Source organism: Saccharothrix isguenensis (genome assembly GCF_052936305.1).
Genome location: NZ_CP193626.1, coordinates 2025324 through 2045374, shown reverse-complemented (window position 1 = coordinate 2045374; position 20051 = coordinate 2025324). Strand labels below are relative to the sequence as shown.

Annotated in this window: 14 protein-coding genes; 6 read left to right on the top strand and 8 right to left on the bottom strand. The window is 70.8% G+C overall.

The annotated features are described in order from the left end of the window. Positions 1-155 precede the first annotated feature (155 nt). Positions 156-1655 carry an IMP dehydrogenase gene (locus tag ACRAKI_RS09865; RefSeq protein WP_447006745.1) on the top strand — a complete coding sequence of 500 codons (1500 nt, stop codon included), beginning with the start codon at positions 156-158 and terminating at the stop codon, positions 1653-1655. A 450-nt stretch (positions 1656-2105) separates the two neighbouring features. Further along, positions 2106-2744 carry a TetR/AcrR family transcriptional regulator C-terminal domain-containing protein gene (locus ACRAKI_RS09860; protein ID WP_447008376.1) on the top strand — a complete coding sequence of 213 codons (639 nt, stop codon included), beginning with the start codon at positions 2106-2108 and terminating at the stop codon, positions 2742-2744. Positions 2745-3009: 265 nt separating this feature from the next. On the opposite strand, the gene ACRAKI_RS09855 is transcribed toward ACRAKI_RS09860, so the two are convergent. The 4 genes from ACRAKI_RS09855 to ACRAKI_RS09840 form a co-directional block, all read right to left on the bottom strand. Beyond that, on the bottom strand, positions 3010-3807 hold the full coding sequence (locus ACRAKI_RS09855) for an SAM-dependent methyltransferase (RefSeq protein WP_447006744.1): 798 nt from the start codon (positions 3805-3807) through the stop codon (positions 3010-3012). A gap of 987 nt (positions 3808-4794) precedes the next feature. After that, positions 4795-6324, bottom strand: coding sequence for an MFS transporter (locus tag ACRAKI_RS09850; protein WP_447006743.1), 1530 nt, complete (start codon positions 6322-6324; stop codon positions 4795-4797). 223 nt (positions 6325-6547) lie between these two features. Then, the gene (locus ACRAKI_RS09845) at positions 6548-7210 is read right to left on the bottom strand and encodes a lytic polysaccharide monooxygenase auxiliary activity family 9 protein (RefSeq protein WP_447006742.1); all 663 of its coding nucleotides are present in this window, start codon (positions 7208-7210) and stop codon (positions 6548-6550) included. Positions 7211-7504: 294 nt separating this feature from the next. Further along, a complete protein-coding gene (locus ACRAKI_RS09840) occupies positions 7505-8173 on the bottom strand; it encodes a hypothetical protein (RefSeq protein ID WP_447006741.1) in 669 nt (222 codons plus the stop codon). Between the two features lie 294 nt (positions 8174-8467). Between ACRAKI_RS09840 and ACRAKI_RS09835 the strand changes: the two genes are divergently transcribed. Both ACRAKI_RS09835 and wrbA read left to right on the top strand, forming a co-directional pair. Further along, positions 8468-8908 (top strand): DUF2243 domain-containing protein, encoded by a 441-nt coding sequence (locus ACRAKI_RS09835; protein WP_447006740.1) that lies wholly within the window; start codon positions 8468-8470, stop codon positions 8906-8908. Between the two features lie 438 nt (positions 8909-9346). Beyond that, complete coding sequence (gene wrbA / locus ACRAKI_RS09830; RefSeq protein ID WP_447006739.1) at positions 9347-9961, top strand: NAD(P)H:quinone oxidoreductase; 615 nt, start codon at positions 9347-9349, stop codon at positions 9959-9961. A 381-nt stretch (positions 9962-10342) separates the two neighbouring features. Here wrbA and ACRAKI_RS09825 read toward each other — a convergent pair whose 3' ends face one another. The 4 genes from ACRAKI_RS09825 to ACRAKI_RS09810 form a co-directional block, all read right to left on the bottom strand. Continuing rightward, positions 10343-11104 carry a hypothetical protein gene (locus ACRAKI_RS09825; RefSeq protein ID WP_447006738.1) on the bottom strand — a complete coding sequence of 254 codons (762 nt, stop codon included), beginning with the start codon at positions 11102-11104 and terminating at the stop codon, positions 10343-10345. Beyond that, complete coding sequence (locus ACRAKI_RS09820) at positions 11101-11670, bottom strand: RNA polymerase sigma factor (RefSeq protein ID WP_447006737.1); 570 nt, start codon at positions 11668-11670, stop codon at positions 11101-11103. The genes ACRAKI_RS09825 and ACRAKI_RS09820 overlap by 4 nt, the downstream gene beginning before the upstream one ends. A 360-nt stretch (positions 11671-12030) precedes the next feature. Further along, the gene (locus ACRAKI_RS09815; protein ID WP_447006736.1) at positions 12031-13233 is read right to left on the bottom strand and encodes an extracellular catalytic domain type 1 short-chain-length polyhydroxyalkanoate depolymerase; all 1203 of its coding nucleotides are present in this window, start codon (positions 13231-13233) and stop codon (positions 12031-12033) included. 213 nt (positions 13234-13446) lie between these two features. Continuing rightward, a complete protein-coding gene (locus tag ACRAKI_RS09810) occupies positions 13447-16677 on the bottom strand; it encodes a GH92 family glycosyl hydrolase (protein ID WP_447006735.1) in 3231 nt (1076 codons plus the stop codon). A 1288-nt stretch (positions 16678-17965) separates the two neighbouring features. On the opposite strand from ACRAKI_RS09810, the gene ACRAKI_RS09805 reads away from it, so the two are divergent. Beyond that, positions 17966-19444, top strand: a complete 1479-nt coding sequence (locus ACRAKI_RS09805) for a potassium/proton antiporter (RefSeq protein ID WP_447008375.1) — start codon at positions 17966-17968, stop codon at positions 19442-19444. Between the two features lie 156 nt (positions 19445-19600). Beyond that, the gene (locus ACRAKI_RS09800; RefSeq protein WP_447006734.1) at positions 19601-20050 is read left to right on the top strand and encodes a Fur family transcriptional regulator; all 450 of its coding nucleotides are present in this window, start codon (positions 19601-19603) and stop codon (positions 20048-20050) included. The last annotated feature ends 1 nt before the right edge of the window (position 20051 follow it).

Below are 20051 nucleotides of genomic sequence, written 5' to 3'. Positions count from 1 at the left end.
GGCTGGGCATACCACCGTCCGTCCACCTGAAACGCCGACTCCGGCCGCCCCCTCCGGGCCTCCACCGGGCGGCGAACGGCCACGTCGCGTTGTGCCAGGCTGTGGCGACCTAGCGGAGCCGGCGCACCCGGCGCGGTGATGAGGAGTGAGTGCCCGTGGTCGAGATCGTGCCCGGTGTGTCGCGGACGTTCAACGAGTTCCTCTTGTTGCCCAACAGGACGACAGCGGAGTGCACGCCCGGGAAGGTCCACCTCGGCACGTCCCTCGTCCGGCACGCCGTGGGTGCTCCGTCGGCGATCCGGCTGTCGGTGCCGTTCACCTCTGCCATCATGCAGGCGGTCAGCTCACCGGAACTGGCGGTCGCCCTCGCCCGATCGGGTGGCCTGAGCTTCTTGCACCACAACCAGTCCACCGAGGACCAGGCCGACGCCGTGCGGTTCGTGAAGAACTTCAAGGCCGGGTTCGTGGTCAGCGACACCACGGTCCGCCCGACCGACACGCTCCGGCACCTCGTCGGCCTGATGAAGGCCACCGGTCACAACACCGCGGCCGTCACCGAGGACGGCTCCGCCCACGGCCGGTTCGTCGGCCTGGTCACGGCCCGCGACTTCCACCCCGACCGGCACGACCTGGACCTCGCGGTCGGAGACCGGATGCGCCCGGTGGACGCCCTCACGTGCGGCAAGGAGGGCATCACGCTCTCCGAGGCCAACACCATGCTGTGGGAGGAACGGCTGGACTGCCTGCCGGTCGTGGACGGCGCCGGGCACCTCCAGCACCTGGTGTTCCGCTCCGACTACGCCGAGCACAAGCAGTTCCCCGGCGCGGTGGTGGACGCGGCCAAGCGGTTCCGGGTGGGTGCGGGCGTCAACACGCACGATTACCGCGAACGCGTGCCCGCACTGGTCGCGGCCGGGGTCGACGTGCTGTGCCTGGACTCGTCGGACGGGTACAGCGACTGGCAGGCCGAGGCGCTGCGCTGGGTCAAGCGCGAGTTCCCGGAGGTGCCGATCGGCGGCGGCAACGTCGTGGACGGCGGCGCGTTCCGGTTCCTGGCCGACGCGGGCGCCGACTTCGTCAAGGTCGGCATCGGCGGTGGCTCGATCTGCATCACCCGCGACCAGAAGGGCATCGGCCGGGGCCAGGCGAGCGCGGTCATGGACGTCGCGGAGGCGCGGGACGACTACGCCCGAGACACCGGCGAGTACGTGCCGATCTGCTCGGACGGCGGCCTGCTGCACGACTACCACATGGCGTTGGCGCTGGCGATGGGTGCGGACTTCGTGATGCTGGGCCGCTACTTCGCGCGGTTCGACCAGTCGCCGGGCAAGAAGGTCCGCATCGGCGGCTCGGTGTTCAAGGAGTACTGGGGCGAGGGCTCCCGCCGTGCGCGCAACTGGCAGCGTTACGACCAGGGCGACGACGCGCTGCACTTCGAAGAGGGCGTCGACGGCTACGTTCCCTACGTGGGCGACCTCGGCGACACGCTCGCCCTGACCGTGGCGAAGATCAAGGCGACGATGGCGTCCTGCGGCGCGGCGACCATCCCGGACTTCCAGTCCACCGCACGGGTGACGCTGGTGTCCGAGCAGAGCTACCAGGAGAACGCCGCCTCCGTCGCGGTCCGCGAGAACGCCGACACGACCCTGGACTGAGCGCGGGGTGGCGGCACCGCCCGACCGGTGCCGCCACCTCCGCCCGGCTCATTCCGAGACGGGGATGCGGATTCCGGGACCCCTGCGACCCAGGGTGCTCTTCTGCAACGGATTCTCGTTCTCGGACCCAATTGCCATCGGGACACACCGTGCTTTCTGGTAATTGGCCGGCCGCGCCGGACACTCACTGCACGACTGCCCCCATTCCCGCGCACCGGGGGGCTCTCCCCGCCGCCTGGCGGCATATCGCGGCGAGTCGAGGACGGTTCGGGAAGCTGCCCGTTTGCGGCGTCGCCCCGGTTTACCCTGACGCGCCGATTTCCTGACACGTGCGTGCAGGCGGGTCACACGCTTCACGACAACGCTCGGGACCTACGAGGTAAGTGGCAGCGGTAAGTTACACTTACACAGTAAGGCTGTCACCAGGGAGGTGCGGGGCATTTGAAACGCATGCGGTTGACCCGGGACCGGGTGCTGACGGCCGCGATTCAACTCGCCGACGAATCAGGCCTGGCGGCGCTGTCGATGCGCAAGCTCGCCGGCGAACTCGGCGTGGAGGCGATGTCGCTGTACAACCACGTCAAGAGCAAGGAGGACCTGTTCGACGGCGTCGCCGACCTGGTGATCGGCGAGATCGACACACCCGCCGTCGGCGAGGAGTGGCGTCCCGCGATGCACCGCCGGGCCGTGTCCGCGCACGCGGTGCTGCGGCAGCACAAGTGGGCGGTCGGCCTGGTCGCGTCACGGCAGACCGTGGGTCGGCTGCAACTGGCGCACTACGACGCCACCATCGGCTGCCTGCACGTCGCGGGATTCCCGTACCTGCTCGCCGGGCACGCCATTTCGCTGATCGACAGCCACATCTTCGGCTTCACGGTCCGAAGGGTGGACCTGCCGTTCGACCCGGACGAGTTGGCCGCGTGGGCGGAGCACAACATGCCGCAGATCTCCGCCGACCAGTTCCCCCACGTCCACGCCATCACGCGGGGCATCCTCACGGAGGAATACCGGGACGCCGACTTCGAGTTCGGCCTCGAACTGATCCTGGACGGGCTGGAGGGCCTGCTCGCGGCCGTCGTCCAGGAGTGAGTAGGCGCAAGAGGGAAAGTCGTGGCGTTCCGCCACCGCTGTCGGCGGGACGCGGTGCGCGCGAGGCGAAGGCGTGGGGCATCGGCGCGGGCGGCAGGACACGAGATGACCTCGCGTCGAGATCACCGGGCACGACGGCCGGTCGGACTGCCGCAGCGAGGTGTCCGGGACGTCGGCAGGGTGCTGTCGATCGCCGCCCCGACCACCCGCCGCCGTGCGCCCGCAGAGGTGACCTCAGGACCGAGGTCCGCCGTCGCGACCTCCGTCACGGGGCCGTCCCGCGAACGCGGGCGACACCGGCGTAGACGCCCTGGACGGGGGTCGCGGCGCCGGAGATGCCGGGCTCGGGACGCCACTGCGGAGCGTCGACCACGCCGGGTTCGACCAAGTCCATGCCGGTGAACAACTCTTCGACCCGGTCACGGGGTCGGAAGAACATGGGGTCGGGGCTCGTGGCCATCGTCCTGGTCACCTCCGCCATGCCTTCGGGGTCGTGGTCCGCGGTGAGGTGGGAGATCGCCACGTGACTCCCGGGCGGGAGGGCGTCGCGGTACCGGGCCACGAGGGCGGCCGGGTCCTTCTCGTCGGGCACGAAGTGGTGGACGGCGACCATCAACAGGCCGATCGGCTCGTCGGTGTCGAACAGGTCGCGCACGGCGGCGCTGGACAGCACGCCGTCGGCGTCGGTGAGGTCGGCCCGCACGACCGCAGCACGGTCGTTACCGGTCAGCAGCAGCTCGCTGTGGGCGACGGCGACGGGTTCGTAGTCGACGTACACCACGCGACTGGCGGGGTTGGCGCGTTGGGCGATCTCGTGCACGTTGCCCACCGTGGGGATGCCGGAGCCGAGGTCGAGGAACCGGGTGATGCCCCGCTCGGCCATGAACAGCACCGCGCGGCGCAGGAACGCCCGGTTCGAGCCGGCGATCTCCCGCGCCCGCGGCAGCCTGGTGATGATGAAGCCGGCCACTTGCCGGTCGACGGGGAAATTGTGGCCCCCGCCGAGCAAGCAGTCGTACACCCGCGCCGCGGACGGCGTCGAGATGTCGATTCCGGCAGGCACCCAGGTTCCGGCCACTGTTCCCCCTCGCGTGCCGACTGATCGGGGCCGAACCAGCTTAGCGACGCCATCGGCACCGTGAAGCGGCGGCATACTGCCATCGTTTGCAGCATTGGGACCCGGCCAATTGCGGCACGTCCGCAGTGAACGCCGTGGACTTGACACCGAATAGTGCGACGGCACCGCGCGGACAAGCCCTCGGTCGCCCGTGGCGGACGACTCGACGACAGGGCCTCCGACGCCACTGGTTGACACACGTACACCGTAAGTGCATAGTGAGCAGGGTGACTTACACCGTACGTACCCGGTGGCGGCCGGTTCGGGACGGGCACGACCGGCGAACCGGAGATGTGCGGTTCAGGGCTTTCGGGTCGTCCGTGCCGTAACGGCCATTCACCTGGAGCCCGGCCGAACGAAGGTATTCCACCCGACCGGTGATCCGCGCCTTCTCCGGCATGGCGTGCGACGAACGCGCCGGCGGTCGCGCGGGAACGACTCGTGAACACAACAGACCGAAACAACAGACAATGAGAATCCTGGGGGATCCTGATGTCGAACTACCTCCGACTGTTCGCCCGGAGCGGGGCGCACCACGCCATGAACGGCCTGCGCAGCGGCCGGGCGGTGTGTACGACCGGCCCGTTGGACGTGGTGGCGCCGGCGGTGAGCGCGTTGCGCGTGGCGCACCCGGTGTCGTCCCGCCGGATCGGGCGGGACGAAGAAGGGCGGCCGGTGCTCGCGGCGGCGGGGACGAGCAACGAACTCCGCGGCGCACTCGGGCCGGCGCTGCCGGCGAGCATCGGCTCGGCGGTCCACCGCGGTGGCGCGTGCAGCGGTCCTGCCGGCCGCCGTGCCCCTCGCGGCGGTCCTGCCGCGCCATGTCGAATCCCCGGCGGCGTCGGCCGGGCCGACCGCCGAGACCGGACCGGCGACGATCGCCGCCGGTCCGGGAAGCACCGGCCCAACCGGTCATCGCCGGTGGTACCGGGGTCAGTGGTCGGTCAGGGCGGGAACCGGCTCTTCGGTGACCACCGGACGAGCCCGGCGCAGCGCGATCATGCCCACCACGGCGAACACCACCACCATCGAAGCGCCGACAACGGCGACGGTGTGCAGCCCGGACGAGAACGCGTCCCGCGCGGTGGCGAGCACGTCATCCGCCAGTGGACCGGGAAGGGTGGTCGCGGCCTGCAGGGCGCCGGCCATGCTGTCCGTCGCCAGGGCGGTGGCCTCGGCGGGCACCTCCCCCGGAACGGCGACCTGGTTGCGGTAGACGGCCGTGCCGACGCTGCCGAACACCGCGATCCCCATGGCGATGCCGAACTCGGCGCTGGTCTCCGACATCGCCGAAGCGGCACCGGCCTTCTGCGGTGGGACGGAACTCACCACCATCTCGGTGCACAGCACGCCCTGCGGCCCCATCCCGAAGCTCGCGATCGACATGCCCACCACCACGAACGCCACCCCGCCGGTCCCGCCGGCCTGCGTGAACAGCACGATCCCGCCCGCCGCGACCAGCATCCCGAACCCGAGCACGAACTCCGGCCGGAACCGCCGCGCCAGCCGGGGCGCGATCAGCGAGCCGACCACCACCGCACCGGCCTGCGGCACCAGCAGCACGCCGGCTTCCACCGCGCTGAGCCCGGCGACCATCTGCAGGTACTGGCTGACCAGCAGGAAGACGCCGCCCATGGTGAGCGCGCCGACCAGCATGATGCTCACCGCCGCGCTGAACGCCCGTACCCGGAACAGCCGCAGGTCCAGCATCGGGTCGGCCAGGCCGCGCTGACGGCGGACGAACGCCACACCGACCGCCACGCCCGCGACCAGCACGACCACCTTCAACAACGACACGCCGTCCTTGGCGGTCTCCTTGAGGGCGTAGACGATCGGCAGGATCGCACCCAGCGACAGGCCCACGCTCGCCAGGTCTAGCCGCCCCGCGGCGGTGTCGCGGTACTCCGGCAGCAGCTTCGGCGCGGTGGCCAGCAGCAGGACCATGACCGGCACGGCCATCAGGAACACCGAGCCCCACCGGAAGTGCTCCAGCAGCAGGCCGCCGACCACCGGCCCGATCACCATGCCGCCCATGAAGCAGCTCATCCACACCGCGATCGCGGTCCCGCGCTGGCGGGGGTCCTGGAACATGTTGCTGATCAGCGCCAGCGTGGACGGCATCAGCGTCGCCCCGGCGACACCGAGCGCCGCCCGTGCCGCGATGAGCATCTCCGGGCTGGTGGTGAAGGCCGCCACGATCGACGCCAGGCCGAAGGCGGCGCCGCCGACCATGAGCAGCTTCCGCCGGCCGATCCGGTCGCCGAGGGTGCCCATCGTGATCAGGAAGCCGGCGATCATGAAGCCGTAGATGTCGATGATCCACAGCAGCTGGGTGCTACTCGGCTGGAGGTCGGCGGCCAGGTGCGGGACCGCGAGGTGCAGCACGCTCATGTCCAGCGACAGCAGCAGCGTCGGCAGCGCCAGCACCGCCAAGCCCCACCACTCTCGTCGTCCTGCCCTCATCGTCTTCTCCCGGCGTCTCGATCCTGTGCTGTCACCCCTGCGTCGAACGGCAGCAGCTCAGATCTACAACCCGACCGGAAAAAGTCTTAACAATTTCTCCGCAGCCCTCGCCGTCACCCATGGACAGCAGCCGGTTACCAACAGTGAGAAGAATGGGTGCCGGCCCGGCGCCAGTGCGGGCGCCGGGCCGGACATTCCGACTTCCGGTCGGTCTGCCGGATTCCTAGCCGAAGTTCACGTCACTGCACCACATGTAGGTCTGGTCGAGGTGCGAGGCCTGCCAGATCGTGAAGACGATGTGGTGTCCGCGGTAGGTGCCGTTGGTCTGGACGTTGAACGTGATGTCCTTGGCCGGGGCGAACCTGCCGGTGGTCGTGACGTGGTCGAGGTTGCCCCACCCGAGGCGCTGGGTCTTGGGGTCGAACCCGTTCTTGCTGACGTACACCCTGAAGTAGTCCGCGCCGTGGCTGGCCTGGTCGTGCAGCCGCATCGAGAAGCTGCTGCCGACGTTGGTGGTCCGCCACTGGCCGGGGTTGTTCAGGGAGTTGTTGCGGGACAGGGCGTTGCTGCAGAGCTGTCCGTCGGGGGTCGATCCCTGGAAGTTCCCGCGGAGTCCGTCCCGCAGCGCGCTCATCCAGTTCCACATGGTGTCGGCGTTGGCCTGGAAGGCCTGGTAACACATGGGGTCCTGCTGCTGCATGGCCGGGTTCGTGTGTTGGCTGCCCCAGCTTTGCCAGCACTGGTAAGCGCGGGTGGCGGGGCTGACGATGGTGCCGTGCGCGGACGCCGTCGGCGCCCAGACCAGCGTGCAGGCGAGCATGCCGATGACCAGTGCGAAGATGCCACGCCGTCTGCCAACGGAGCCGGAAGTAGTGCGCATACGCATTGATGAGCCTCCATTCAATCCGGGTGATTGAGCGGCGGTGTGATCAAAATGGGAGCGCTCCCAGAGCAACCGTAGCTTATACGTCACTCAGCGAAACTTCAACGAAACTTTCTGTGATGATCAACTTGCGGTCCGACCGTCTCCCCGCGCGGCCGAGACCGGCGGCGTACCCGGTTCACGGTCGACGGAGCCGATGGTCGGTTCCCGATCGCGCTCTTCTCCGAGCCGTGAACACCGTGGGGCGCAAGCCTCGCGAATCACCAAGTGGCGGCCCCGAGCCGGACAGTGCGGGAGTCAGCGGATCGGGAAGCCGGTTGCGGCGACCTTGTCGGCGACAGCGGCCAGAGTGGTGGCGGGGTTCAGCGCGGCCACGACGTCCGCGGTCAGCGGCTGTCCGGCCAGGACGTGCCGCACCGCGTCGAGGTCCACCGGCTTGCCGTAGTAGTCCTGCGCCCACTCCTGGAATGCCTCGGGCGTGGGGTCCGTCAGCAGGGCGAACAGCCAATCGGCTCCGTCATGGTCCTGATCCCCGTCGGGGAAGGCGATGTCCCCGTGCCGCCAGGCGTCGTCCGCGTGCTCGCGCCACAGGCAGACCGTGACGTACGGCGTGCCGAACTCGTCGGAGAACGCCGGTTCCTCCACACACGCCCGGAACGCTTCGGGCACGGAGTCGAGGACGCCTGGCCAGGGTTCGCCGTCGTCGGTGGCGTAGGGGCTCATCGGCGACTCGTGGTCGAAGCCCCGCACGAAAGCCCCGGCGGCCGTGAACACGATGGAGTACTCGTTGCCCGCACCGTCCCGCTTGGACGCCAGTTGCCGGCCGGGGGCCCACTCGGCGTCGTAGTGGTGATAGCGGTCGTCGCTGCCCGGATTCAGCACGACGTCCAGCACAGCCAGCGCACGACTCAAGTCGCGCAGTTCCGGGATGGCGGGCAGGCGACGGGCGATGTCGTACGCGGTCACACCGACATCCAACCAAAAGGCCCGCGAGCCGGCGCACGCTGGTCGATCCGCCATGACCGGAGTCGCGGACCAGTCCTCAGCGGCCCACCGAACGCGTACCAACCCACAGCGGGTCAACACAAGTCGAGGCGTTGATGTCGTCTTCTGGCAGTCCACGGCCGCGCAGGTGACATCGCCGGCGGTCGCTCATCGCGCAACTCGGGAACCACCGGGCCGCATCCGCCCGGTCGCCGTGGGCCACCGCGTGTCGGACCTTCCGGTTTCGGCGTTCCAGCCGGGGGTTACTCCTGCACCATGAGACTGCCTACCGCGGCGTTGCTGCTCGGGCTCGGCATCGGTGGTTTCGTCGACGGGATAGTCATCCACCAGATCCTCGGCTGGCACCACATGCTCTCCGGCTGGTACCCGCCGACCGACTCCGAGAACCTGCACCTGAACATGGTCGGTGACGGTCTGTTCCACCTCTTGTGCCTGGTGCTCGTGATCGCGGGCGTCGTCGTGCTCAACCGCGGTCCACGACTGTCCGGACGGCTGCTCTGGGGCGGCATGGTGGCGGGCTGGGGCGTGTTCAACCTCGTGGAAGGCCTGGTGGACCACCAGATCCTGGGCATCCACCACGTCCGGCAGGGGCCGCACCAGCTCTACTACGACCTGGCCTTCCTGCTCCTGGGCGCGCTGCTGCTGCTCGGCGGCACCCTCATCGCCCGCTCCGGCGCGCGGACGCAATCACGTTGACGGAACCGGTCGGCGGCGGCACGGCTCCGCCTGTCCTCGGCGGGGTGTTGGACCCTGGGGAAACACTGTGGCGTCCACAGGTGCCTCGGCCCGCTGGGGTCGACCACGTCGCTCCGGGAGGCGCCAGCCGGTCGACGAGTCGGACGAAGACCAGGTAGAGCAGTCGTGACGCCACACCCCGCGATCAGCGCCCCGGCGCAGGGTTCCGGCACCCCGGGGACCGACTGTGTGCCGCCGAGGTGCGGCGACACCGCCAAGACCTGCCGCTTCGACGTTTCCGCAGGTCAACCCATGATCCGATCCCCCTGGGCGTAGTGGCGCACCGGCAAATCGCGCCTTTCGGATGGCGGGCTCGTCCACCAAAGGGTGATCCCGATGCGGACACCGGCGCTCAGCGGGTACACCACGGCGATAGTCGTCGATCGCACGGGAGACCTGATGTCCGACTTGAAGACCGCCGTGGTGTACTACTCCGCCACCGGCAGCGTGTACTCGATGGCTCGGGCCGCGGCCACGGCGGCCGAGACCGCCGGAGCCGAGGTGCGGCTGCGCAAGGTACGCGAGCTGGCGCCGGAAGAGGCCATCGCCAGCAACCAGGGCTGGGCCGCCCACGTCAAGGAGACCCAGGACGTCCTTGAAGCGACACTGGACGACCTGGAGTGGGCCGACCTGCTCATCTTCGGCACGCCCACCCGGTACGGCCTGCCGACGGCGCAGCTGAAGCAGTTCATCGACACCACTGGGCCGCTGTGGGCACAGGGCAAGCTCGTCGACAAGGTGGCAACCTCGTTCACGTCAGCGGGCACCGCGCACGGCGGCCAGGAAACCACCATCACCGCGCTGAACAACACCTTTTACCACTGGGGCTGCGTCATCGTGCCACCCGGTTACGCCGACCCGATCCAATTCCAGGCGGGCAACCCCTACGGCACGAGCCACGTCTCCAACAACGGTCAGACCCCACCCGGCCAGTTGGAACTCGACGCCGTGTCCTTCCAGGCCCGCCGCGCCGTGCACATCGCCCGCGCCCTCAAGAAGGGGCTCACGGCGTAGCGCTGTCCCGCCACGACGGCACGGTCGCGGTGGAGGAAGTCGCACGCCCGGGACCCGTGCGAGTGGCCACGTGGAGAGAATCGGATTCCCTCCTCCGGGGACGAGTCGGACGGGCCGCACTCGCGGGCCAGGACGGCGGCGGACGCGTTGTCACGGCCGAGGCCGACACGCTGTTGTCGACCGTGCCCAACCAGCTCGGCGTCGACCACAACACGCACGTGCTCGACAGCATCCTCACCACGTCCCCCCCGCCCTCGGCCGGCGCTGACCCGTACCGAGGCCAGGGCGTCCCCCGAGCAGACCGCCCGCGAACTCCCGCCCGCGAACCCGGACGGGAGTTCGCATCGGACGCCGCGGGCCGCGTCCTCAACGCGTTCCGGCCTACCGTCCCCAGAGCTCCGAGGGTGGGTGCCGGGTACTGCCCTCGGCGGTGTGCACGACGATCGTCGTCCTCCCCACCTCACCGGCCTCGGGCCCAGGCCACCAGGCGGTCCACCAGTTGGAGTCAGCCCCGGCCCGGACGAGACGACCGTCGTCGAGCAGGATGTCGACCCCGGTGACGTCCGGACCCATGCGTCCGACGACGCGGGAGTACATCTCGCCCTCGTCGCCACTCGAACTCATGGTCTCCATGGTGGCGGTGCCGCCCGCGGGCGGTTCGACGGGCCCACTGGTCAAGCCCTGCCAGTTGTACACCTCGTCGCCGACGACCATGCACTCGCCGAGGCCGTCGCCCATCTTCATGATCAGGACGCTGGTGATGCCACGTCGCTCGGCGAGCACCACGTCCGCCGCCGAAGGCTCAGGTCCCCCCCAGGCTCCCGCGCAAGCCCGGGCCTGGGGCAGAGCCTGCTCGCCGCCGGTCTGATCCGGGTTCGGGGTCCACTGGGCGAACGCCTCGTCGGTCGCGCCCGGGACCAGCCCGACGGCGACCACGAGACCCACCGCGACCACGGCGGCGGCGAAGCCGATGCCCACTCGCCGCCACACGGGAGGGGACGTGCGCACGGCGGTGGCCTCGTGAGTCCCGTCGATGACGCGCTCGACGTGCGCCGCCGACCGCGCCCACTCCTCCAGGCTCGGCTCGCGGCCCCGCGCCGGATCCAGTGCGGCCAGCCGCCGCAGGTCCTTCATGTCCTTCACTTCCACGCTCCCGTCGGTTCGTGCAGTGGTTCGGGTGTCACGACCGCCTCGTCGGGAGGGCCCAGAACCCGCGCCAATCGCTTGCGGGCCCGACTCAGCCGCATAGCGAAGGTCGTGCGGCGGCAGCCGAGCACCGCAGCCGCCTGGTCCGCGGTCAAGCCGTCGAAGGCCACCAACGCCAACACCTCGCGGTCTGCCGCGGTCAGCGCCAGCCACGCCCGCACCAGGTCCACCCGCGCCGCGACCTCCGCCGAACCGTCCGGCACGAGCTGTTCGAACTCTGAGGCCACCCGCACGTCCAAGGCCTGCCGCCGCAACCGCCCGCGCGCTTGGTTCGCCATCGTCCTGCGCGCCACCGCGAACAGCCAGGGCCGGGCGTCCTGCGGCACATCCCCCAGCCGCCGCCAAGCGATCAGGAAGACCGTGGAGACGACGTCCTCCGCCTCGGCGTGCGGAACGCGCCGCTCGACGAACCGGAGCAGGTCCGGGTACGTCTCCACGTGCAGATCCCGGAACCGCCGCTCGCGGGGGCCGTACCCCGGTGGATGTCCACCACCACTGCTCATGTCGTCCTCTCGTTCGCCGTCCTCCACCCACTACCTGTCCGGCACACCCGCACCTGTCACACCCGGATCGCGGAACCGCTCGCGGCGCGTCGACGTACCGCCGCGCCGATTCTGTCCTTCGTGCACGACGGACTCGGTCAGCGCGCCGGGCCCACCGCGCGCCGCAGGAAGCCCTCGTCGGCGGGCCACCTCCGACTGACATGCGGCGGCACGCGCTCGACGTGGCTGCGGCAGCCCGCTCGGCGGTGGAGTCGTGACCACCGCCCAGCGGGAAGTCGAGCACCCGAGCCACCGGCCGTCATGACGTCACCGCGGCCGGTGTCGGTGCAGTCGCTCGCGGGGTAGCTTGTGGCGGAGTGGTCAGATCGACGTGCAGTCCGGCTTGTCGGTCCAGTCCACGCCGCAGTGGTAGAGCGTGATCACGTTGCTGTAGCCGTACCTGGCGCCCAGGGTGTTGTACTCGTGGACGTCGACGCGGCCGGCGACGTAGTGGTCGGTCGGCGTGCCGCGGGCGGTGTCGGTGTGGGACGGCGGCGTCGATGTGGTGCTCGGCGTGGTGCTCGGCGTGGGTGTCGGCGAGCCGTCCACCAGTCCCCAGAACCTCGCCATGTGGTGCGCCGAGCAGATGTTCACGTCGAGGACGTAGGCCCCCGCCGTGCCGCACTGGCCGGCACCCGTCCCGGGGTCGACGGGCTGGCCGTGGCCCATGCCGGTGATGTCGTAGACCTCGACGGTGCCGCCGTAGACGCGGTGCGGGTAACCGGCGACCGTGTCGCGCACGTCGGCCGTCTGGTCGGTGCCGTTGACGTTGGTCCACTGCTCCACCAGTTCGGTGGCGTTCATCGGGCGCACGGTGTGGTCGGAGGTGCCGTGCCAGATGGAGACCTTCGCTCGAGTGCCGGTGTAGGACGCCGCGGCCCGGACCTTGTCGCCCCACTGCGCGGGAGTCAGGTCGACGCCGGGGTTCATGCAGCCGAACGCGGAGGACACCGTCGTCGCGCAACCGTGCGGCAGCCCCGCGACCACTCCCCCGCCGGAGAACACCTCCGGGTAGGTCGCGAGCATGACCGACGTCATCGCGCCGCCCGCCGACAGACCCGTGGCGTACGCCGACGTCGACCCGAGGTCCGCCTTCATCCGGTCGACCATCTGCTTGACCGACAACGCCTCGCCGGAGCCGCGCCGGGTGTCGCCGGGCTCGAACCAGTTGAAGCAGGAGTTGGCGTTGTTCTGCGACTTCTGCTGCGGGAACACCACCGAGAACTTCCACCGGTCGGCCAGCGCCTGCCACCCGGTGCCGTTGGCGTAGCCGGACGCGTTCTGCGTGCAGCCGTGCATCGCCACCACCACCGGCCGCCCGCCGCCCAGGCCGGTCGGCACGTACCGGAACATCTGGAGGTTCCCGGGGTTCGAGCCGAAGCCCGTCACCTCCTGCACCGTGGCCGCTCGGGCGGGCCGCGACGTGCTCACGGCGGACAAGGCGACCACCGCCAGGACGGCCAGCGCGGCGATGAGCGCCGCGGCAGGCCCTCGGATCACGGCGACGAGGTGACGATCGGGCACGGCGAACCTCCACGATGAGGACCGGTGACAGCGGTCACACTGATGCCTCGATGCTAGGAACCGCCGCGAGTCCCGTCCGTGGCGAGCGCACCCACTCTTTCCCGCACGGGGGTGTGAACGCCGCACATCGATCCGCTCACCGGGTTCACGCATGGGCTGCCGACCGGCGCGGGGCGGGCGACCGAGGACGCCCGCCCCTGACGCGCCGGGCCGTCAGACCAGCGTGATCGCGTACACCTCCACCCGCCGGTCGTCGGGCAGCGTCACCGAGTGCACGGCCTTGGCCGGGTCGAGCGGCAGGGACAGGCCGAACAGCCGCACCGGCGGGCCGTCCACGCCCTGCCCCGCCCTGATGCGGTGCGGCATGTCCAGCACGACCGCACCGCCGGAGCCGGCCCAGTCGCCGACCGTCATCGGCACCTCTGCGGTGCTGCCGTCGGCGTACCGGACCGTGACGGACGTGGATACCGGGCCGTTGTGCGCCGCCGCCACGAGTCGCAACGCGCCGTGCTCACCCGCGGGCAGCAGCATGGCCTGCCCGCGCGCTTCCACGAAGTTCGCGGCCGTGCCGGTCGCGTCCGGGGCCTGGTACGTCACGCCACCCCACGACACGGGACCGGCGGCGGGCAGCAACGCGGCGTCGTAGCTCCAGCCCTGGCCGTCGAAGTTGCCCTGACCCGACGCGGCGACCGTCGCCGTGCCGTCGTGGTTCAGCTCCCGCGACAAGTCCACCGCGCACTGCTCGCCCGACACCGCGCACGTCGCCGCCTGCCGCACTTCGAGCACGGCCTCACGCACAACGGTGTTCGGCCCGTGCACGGTGACGCGCACCGGGTAGCTGCCGATCGGCGTGCCGGCCGGCACCGTGACCACGACCTCGACCGACCGCTGGGTCGGCAGCCGGTGCGACTTGATCACCATCGGCGGGGTGGCCGGGGCCGACCAACCGGCCGGCACCTCCGTCGTCACCTCGACCGGCACCGCGCCGGGCGCCTGCGCGAGCACGTCCAGCGTCAGCGGCACGGTCTGCGGCGAGTCCGCCGTGGGCACGACCGCCGCGGACTGCCGCAGCGACGCGTCCACGTGCCGCCGGTCGTCGGGCCGCGCGCGGTTGATCGAGGGCGGCTCGGAGCCCGGGTCGGTGCCCCAGGACGACGGCGTCGTGCCGAGCTGGTGGGCCAACGTGCCGCCGGCGATGACGGAGTCCCAGTCCAGCCACGTCTTGCGCACGTCACGGCCGTTCAGCGACACCTGCCCCACGTACCGGTTGGCGTCGCTCGCGCCGGGGGCGGTGATGGTCAGCGTGTTCTGCCCGGTTCGGACGGTCGCGCCCGGGAACTGGGGGCTGGACAGGGCGAGGAAGTCGCCGCCGCTCATCGTCGGGTACAGGCCCAGCGACGAGAACACGTACCACGCCGACATCGTGCCCAGGTCGTCGTTGCCGGTCATGCCGTCCGGTCCGGTGGTGAACAACGTCATCGCCGCCCGCACCACGGTCGCCGTCTTCGCGGGCGTGCGCGTCGACAGGTAGAAGTACGGCGCGAGCAGGTCGGGTTCGTTGTTGGGGTTGTAGGTGGGCTTGCCGTAGTAGTCGTAGGGCTGGGTGATCCAGTCCTCCCGCACGGTCCTGGCCGGGTCGGCGAGCAGCTTGTCGTAGGCGAAGAACGCGTCGAGCCGGTCCTCGGTGGCCTCCCGGCCGCCCATCAGGTCGACGAGCCCGTTCGGGTCCTGCGGCACCAGCCACTGGTACTGGAACGCGCCGCCCTCGTGGAACTGGTGGCCCGCGTCGACCGGGTTGTACGGCGTCACCCACGTGCCCTCGGCCGTGCGGGGGCGGAAGTGGCCGGTCGAGGCGTCCCACAGGTTCCGGTACCACTGGCCCCGATCGGCGAACACCCGCGCGTCGTCCCGCTTGCCCAGGCCCTCCGCCATGACGGCGAGCGACGCGTCCGCCGCCGCGTACTCCAGCGTCGCCGACGCCGGGTGCGCGCAGTCGTTGTCGCCGCCCTTGTGCGCGCAGTCGGTGCCGAGCACGAGCCCGGACGGGATGTAGCCGCGATCGCTGTAGAACTCGACGCCGGACCGGCCGTTGTACGGCGAGTCGGCGGGCGGGACGGTGGTGGCGTTGCGCTTGAGCAGCTCGTACGCCTCCTCCTCGTACCCGGCGAGCAGGCCCTTCGACCACGCCTCGACCAGGAACGGCGTCACCGGGTCACCGGTCATGATGTTGGTCTCGCTGTTGGCCAGCGCCCAGCGCGGCAACCACCCGCCGTCCCGTCCGCTCGCGACGACCGAGAGCGCGACGTCCCGCGCCACCTCGGGTTCCAGCAGCTCCAGCAGTTGGTTCTGCGGCCGGTAGGTGTCCCACAGCGACAGGTTCTGGTACGGCGTGAACCCCTCGGCGGTGTGCGGCTTCCCGTCGAAACCCATGTACCGGCCGTCCACGTCGCCGGCGAGGTTCGGGTGCAGCAGCGAGTGGTAGAGCGCGGTGTAGAACGCGACCCGCCGCTCCGGCGCGCCGCCGTCGATCCGGATCGAGTTCAGCCGCTGCACCCACGCCTGGTGCGCGGCGGCTTTCGTGGCGTCGAAGTCGTACGAGTCGCCGGTCTCGGCGGCGAGGTTCTTCCGTGCGCCCTCGATGCCGGTGTACGAGAGGCCGACCTTGAGCACCACGTCGCGGTCGGCGGTCGCGTCGAAGGTCACCCACGCGCCGTTGCCGCCCTGGCCCGCCGCGTCCGGCACCCCCGGCGCGCGGGTCGTGCCGCGCCACGTGCCGAAGCTCGCGAACGGCCGGTCGAACGTCGCCGTGAAGTACACGGTGTGCTCGTCGTGGCCGGCGCAGAACCGCCCGGCGCGCACCCGTCCCTCGATGGTGCGGTCGCCGATGACGTGCACCTCGGAGTCGAGCACCTGCTGGTTCGCCTTGCCGGTGTTGAACAGGACGTTCGCCTGCGCCCCGGCCGGGAAGGTGTGGCGCTGCCAGCCGGTGCGGGACGTGGCGGTCAGCTCCGCGTCCACGCCGTACCGGGACAGCCCGACGCGGTAGTAGCCCGGCCGCGCCTCTTCGTCGGCGTGCGAGTACCCCGACCGGTACCCGGCGATGTCGACGTTGTCCACCGGGCCGGTCGTCGGCATGACCGGCAGTTCCCCCGCCACGCCGCAGCCGACGCCGGACAGGTGGGTGTGGCTGAAGCCGTGGATCTCCTGCTGCTGGTAGTCGTAACCGCCCTGGCCACCGGTGTCCGGGCTGAGCTGCACCATGCCGAACGGCATGCTGGCGCCGGGGAACGTGTTGCCGAAGTTCTGCGTGCCGACGAACGGGTTGACCAGGGTCGTCGGGTCCACGTCGGTGGGCTGGGCGGCGGCCGGCGTCGCGGCGAGCGGTGCGCCGACGAGCGCCAGTGCGGCGGCCAGCAGGAGTGAGTTGCCTCGTCGGAGTGGCATCGGCAGGGGGACCTCTCTGGGTGACAACGTTGTCAGGTGATCCGAGCGCCCGATCACCGCCCCCGACTCTGGCTGACGACGGCCCAGCCGTCCAGAGCCGGCGACCGCCTTGACCGGACAAGTCCGGCGACAGCCCGAAGCGGGCGGCAGTCGGCCCGTGCCGTGCCCCGTTCGCCGGGCTGCCGTTGGACAACATCACCTTGGGCGGTTCGGGACGTGCGTTCCGCAGCGGCGTTCTTGTCACGAAGTCGTCGGATGGCTCCGACGGTCAGGACGATGTCGGAGACCACCCGCGGCGCCGACGGCCAACGCGACCACGGTGCCCGCCACGTCGGGAGAGACCGCGACCGCGCTCAACCCCGAACGAGCCGATGCCCGAACGAGCCGATGACAGCCAAGCCGAAGCCCGCGCAGACCACTGCCTCCAACACGCAGCCGGGCGCGCGAGGTCGGAGCCCGGTGCGGAGCGCAGCACCTCGTGCACCAGCCGCCGCACGGGGGTGCGCATCGACTCGAACGCGGCGTCGACCGTGTCCCAGTCGGGCACGGGCGTGAGCGGCAACCGGGCGCGCCGCCGCCGGACCCGGGTCGCAGACGCGGTGACCGGCAGCCCGGTCAGTCCGACCGGCTCCGGCTCCACTGAGGACAGTCGGACTCGGGCCGCGATCGACCCGGAATCAGGCACAGGCGTGCCGCAGTGCCCGGGCTCGTCGGGTTAGGGTGAGGCGCGACCGGAGGAGGGCGTGCGTGGAGCGGCAGCAGCGAGGTGGGCGCGTGCTGTGGCAGCCTGTGCTGGCGCTCTTGGTCGCCCTCGTGCTGTTGTGGCCCGTCCCGTCAGCCGATGCCGGTGCCCCCGCTACGTCCGGCGTGGCAGTCGGCACCGGACCGGCCGTGCCGGCGGAGCTCCGGGGTGACGTACCGGGAGCGCAGTCCTCGTTCGGTCACCGAGGTTCAGCCATCCGTGTGGCGTCTGGTCCCGGTTCGAGGCCGGTGGGACCTGGGCTGGACGCGGCGTTCCCGGCCGTGTCACCTCCGCTGGTTGTCGCGCGCTTCGCCCCTGCTCGGCTGGTCGCCTCCCGGTCCCCGCTCACGCCGACGGCGGCCACGGTGCGTGACCGGTCTCCGCCCGCGGTGGTGCTGTAGGTCGTCGTGCCCGCGCGGGTGAATCGCCGTGCGGGGTGTGCGTTGCGGTTGCGCTCGGCCGGTGGGCTTGTTGCGCTGACGCTTCGCGTCGTGGCGGCCTACCCGAGTTGCCAAGCCATCGGGGTAGGACGGGTGAGAGGGCGGGCTGGTGGATCTGACCGCGGTACTGGGCGTGGTCGCCGCGGTGCTCCTGGTGTCGGTGTTGGCGGTGCGGATCTCGGTGCGGTTGGGTCTGCCGTCGCTGCTGCTGTACCTGGCGATCGGGGTGGTGCTGGGCGAGGCGGGGATCGGCATCCGGTTCGACGACGCGGCGTTGACCCAGTCGTTGGGGATCGCCGCGTTGATCCTGATCCTGGCCGAAGGCGGTCTGACCACCCGGTGGAAGGACGTCAAGCCGGCGCTCGGGCTGGGGTTGGCGCTGTCCACGCTGGCCGTCGCGGTGAGCATCGCGGTCACCGGTGCGGCGTTGCACCTGCTGCTGGACCTGGACTGGCGCACCGCCTTCCTGTGGGGTGCGGTGCTGTCGTCCACCGATGCGGCGGCGGTGTTCAGCGTGCTGCGCGGGGTCGGGGTGAGCAAGCGGCTGTCCGGGACGCTGGAGCTGGAGTCCGGCCTCAACGACGCGCCGGTGTTCATCGCCGTGGTCCTGCTCGCCTCGACCGAGGCGATCCACTGGTGGACGCCGATGCTGGCGCTCTACCAGCTGGCGGTCGGCGGCGTGATCGGCGGCGCGCTGGCGTGGCTGGGTGCCCAGGGGTTGCGGCGCGCGGCGCTGCCGGCCACCGGCCTGTACCCGCTGGCGACGATGGGGGTGTGCCTGGCGGCCTACGTCACCGCCCAGGGCTTGGGGACCTCGGGGCTGCTGGCCACCTACGTGGCCGGGCTCGTGCTGGGCAACGCCCGGCTGCCGCACCGGGGCGACACCCTGTCGTTCGTGGAGGGACTGGGGTGGCTGGCGCAGATCGGGTTGTTCGTGCTGCTCGGCCTGTACGCCTCACCCGGCCGGCTCGGGGGTGCGCTGGTGGCGGCCCTGGTGGCCGGAGCGGTGCTGGTGCTGCTGGCCCGCCCCCTGTCGGTGGTGGTCTCCGCGGCGCCGTTCCGGGTGCCGTGGCGGGAGCAGGCGTTCCTGTCCTGGTCGGGGTTGCGGGGCGCGGTGCCGATCGTGCTCGCGCTCATCCCGCTGACCGAAGGCGTGCCGGGGGCGCAGCGGCTGGTGGACGCGGTGTTCATCCTGGTCGGGCTGCTCACCCTGGTGCAGGGCACCACCCTGCCCGCCGTGGCCCGCCGGCTCGGCCTCCTCCAACCGGTCCAGCCGCAGGAGGTGGCCGTCGACGCCGCGCCGCTCGACGAGTTGGGAGCGGTGCTCCTCCAGGTGCGGATTCCGACCGGCTCACGACTGCACGGGGTGCACGTCGGTGAACTCCGGCTGCCGGCCACGGCGGTGGTGAGCCTCGTCGTCCGCGACGGGGAAAGTTCCAACCCGCAACCGGACACCCGCCTGGAAGAGGGCGACCAGCTGTTGATCGTCGCCACCGAAGCCATCCGCGCCGCCACCGAGCGGCGCATCCGCGCGGTCGACCGGGCCGGTCGCCTGGCCCGCTGGTTCGGCGAAGCCGGCCGATGAGACGGCCGGCGAGCTGAATCCTCCACTCGGAACGGCAGCCGCCGTCCGTGCTTTGTGGACGTCCTGTGTAGTCGAGACGTCACCTAGAGTGCTCGTGACTGCGGTGTGACGAAGGTAAATTTGATTCGTTCCAGACAAGCGGTCTAGACTCGGGGCGTGACATCCGACTTCGAGGCGCAGCTGCGAGCGGTCTCGCTGCGGGTGACCCGGCCCCGGTTGGCCGTGCTCGCCGCGCTGCGCGACCACCCGCACGTCGACACCGAGACGGTGATCACGTTGGTCCGGGCTGACCTCCCGACGGTGTCCCACCAAGCCGTCTACGACGTGCTGCGGGCGTTGACCGACGCCGGCCTGCTGCGGCGCATCCAGCCCGCCGGCGCCACGGCCCGCTACGAGTCCCGGGTCGGTGACAACCACCACCACGTCGTATGCCGTTCCTGCGGCGCGATCGCCGACGTCGACTGCGCCGTCGGACACAGCCCCTGTCTTACCGCCTCGGACGACGGCGGCTACGTCGTCGACGAGGCCGAGGTCGTCTTTTGGGGCACCTGCCCCGACTGCTCGACCCAGAACACCGCCAATGATCCGCCCGCTGGAAGGAAGTAAA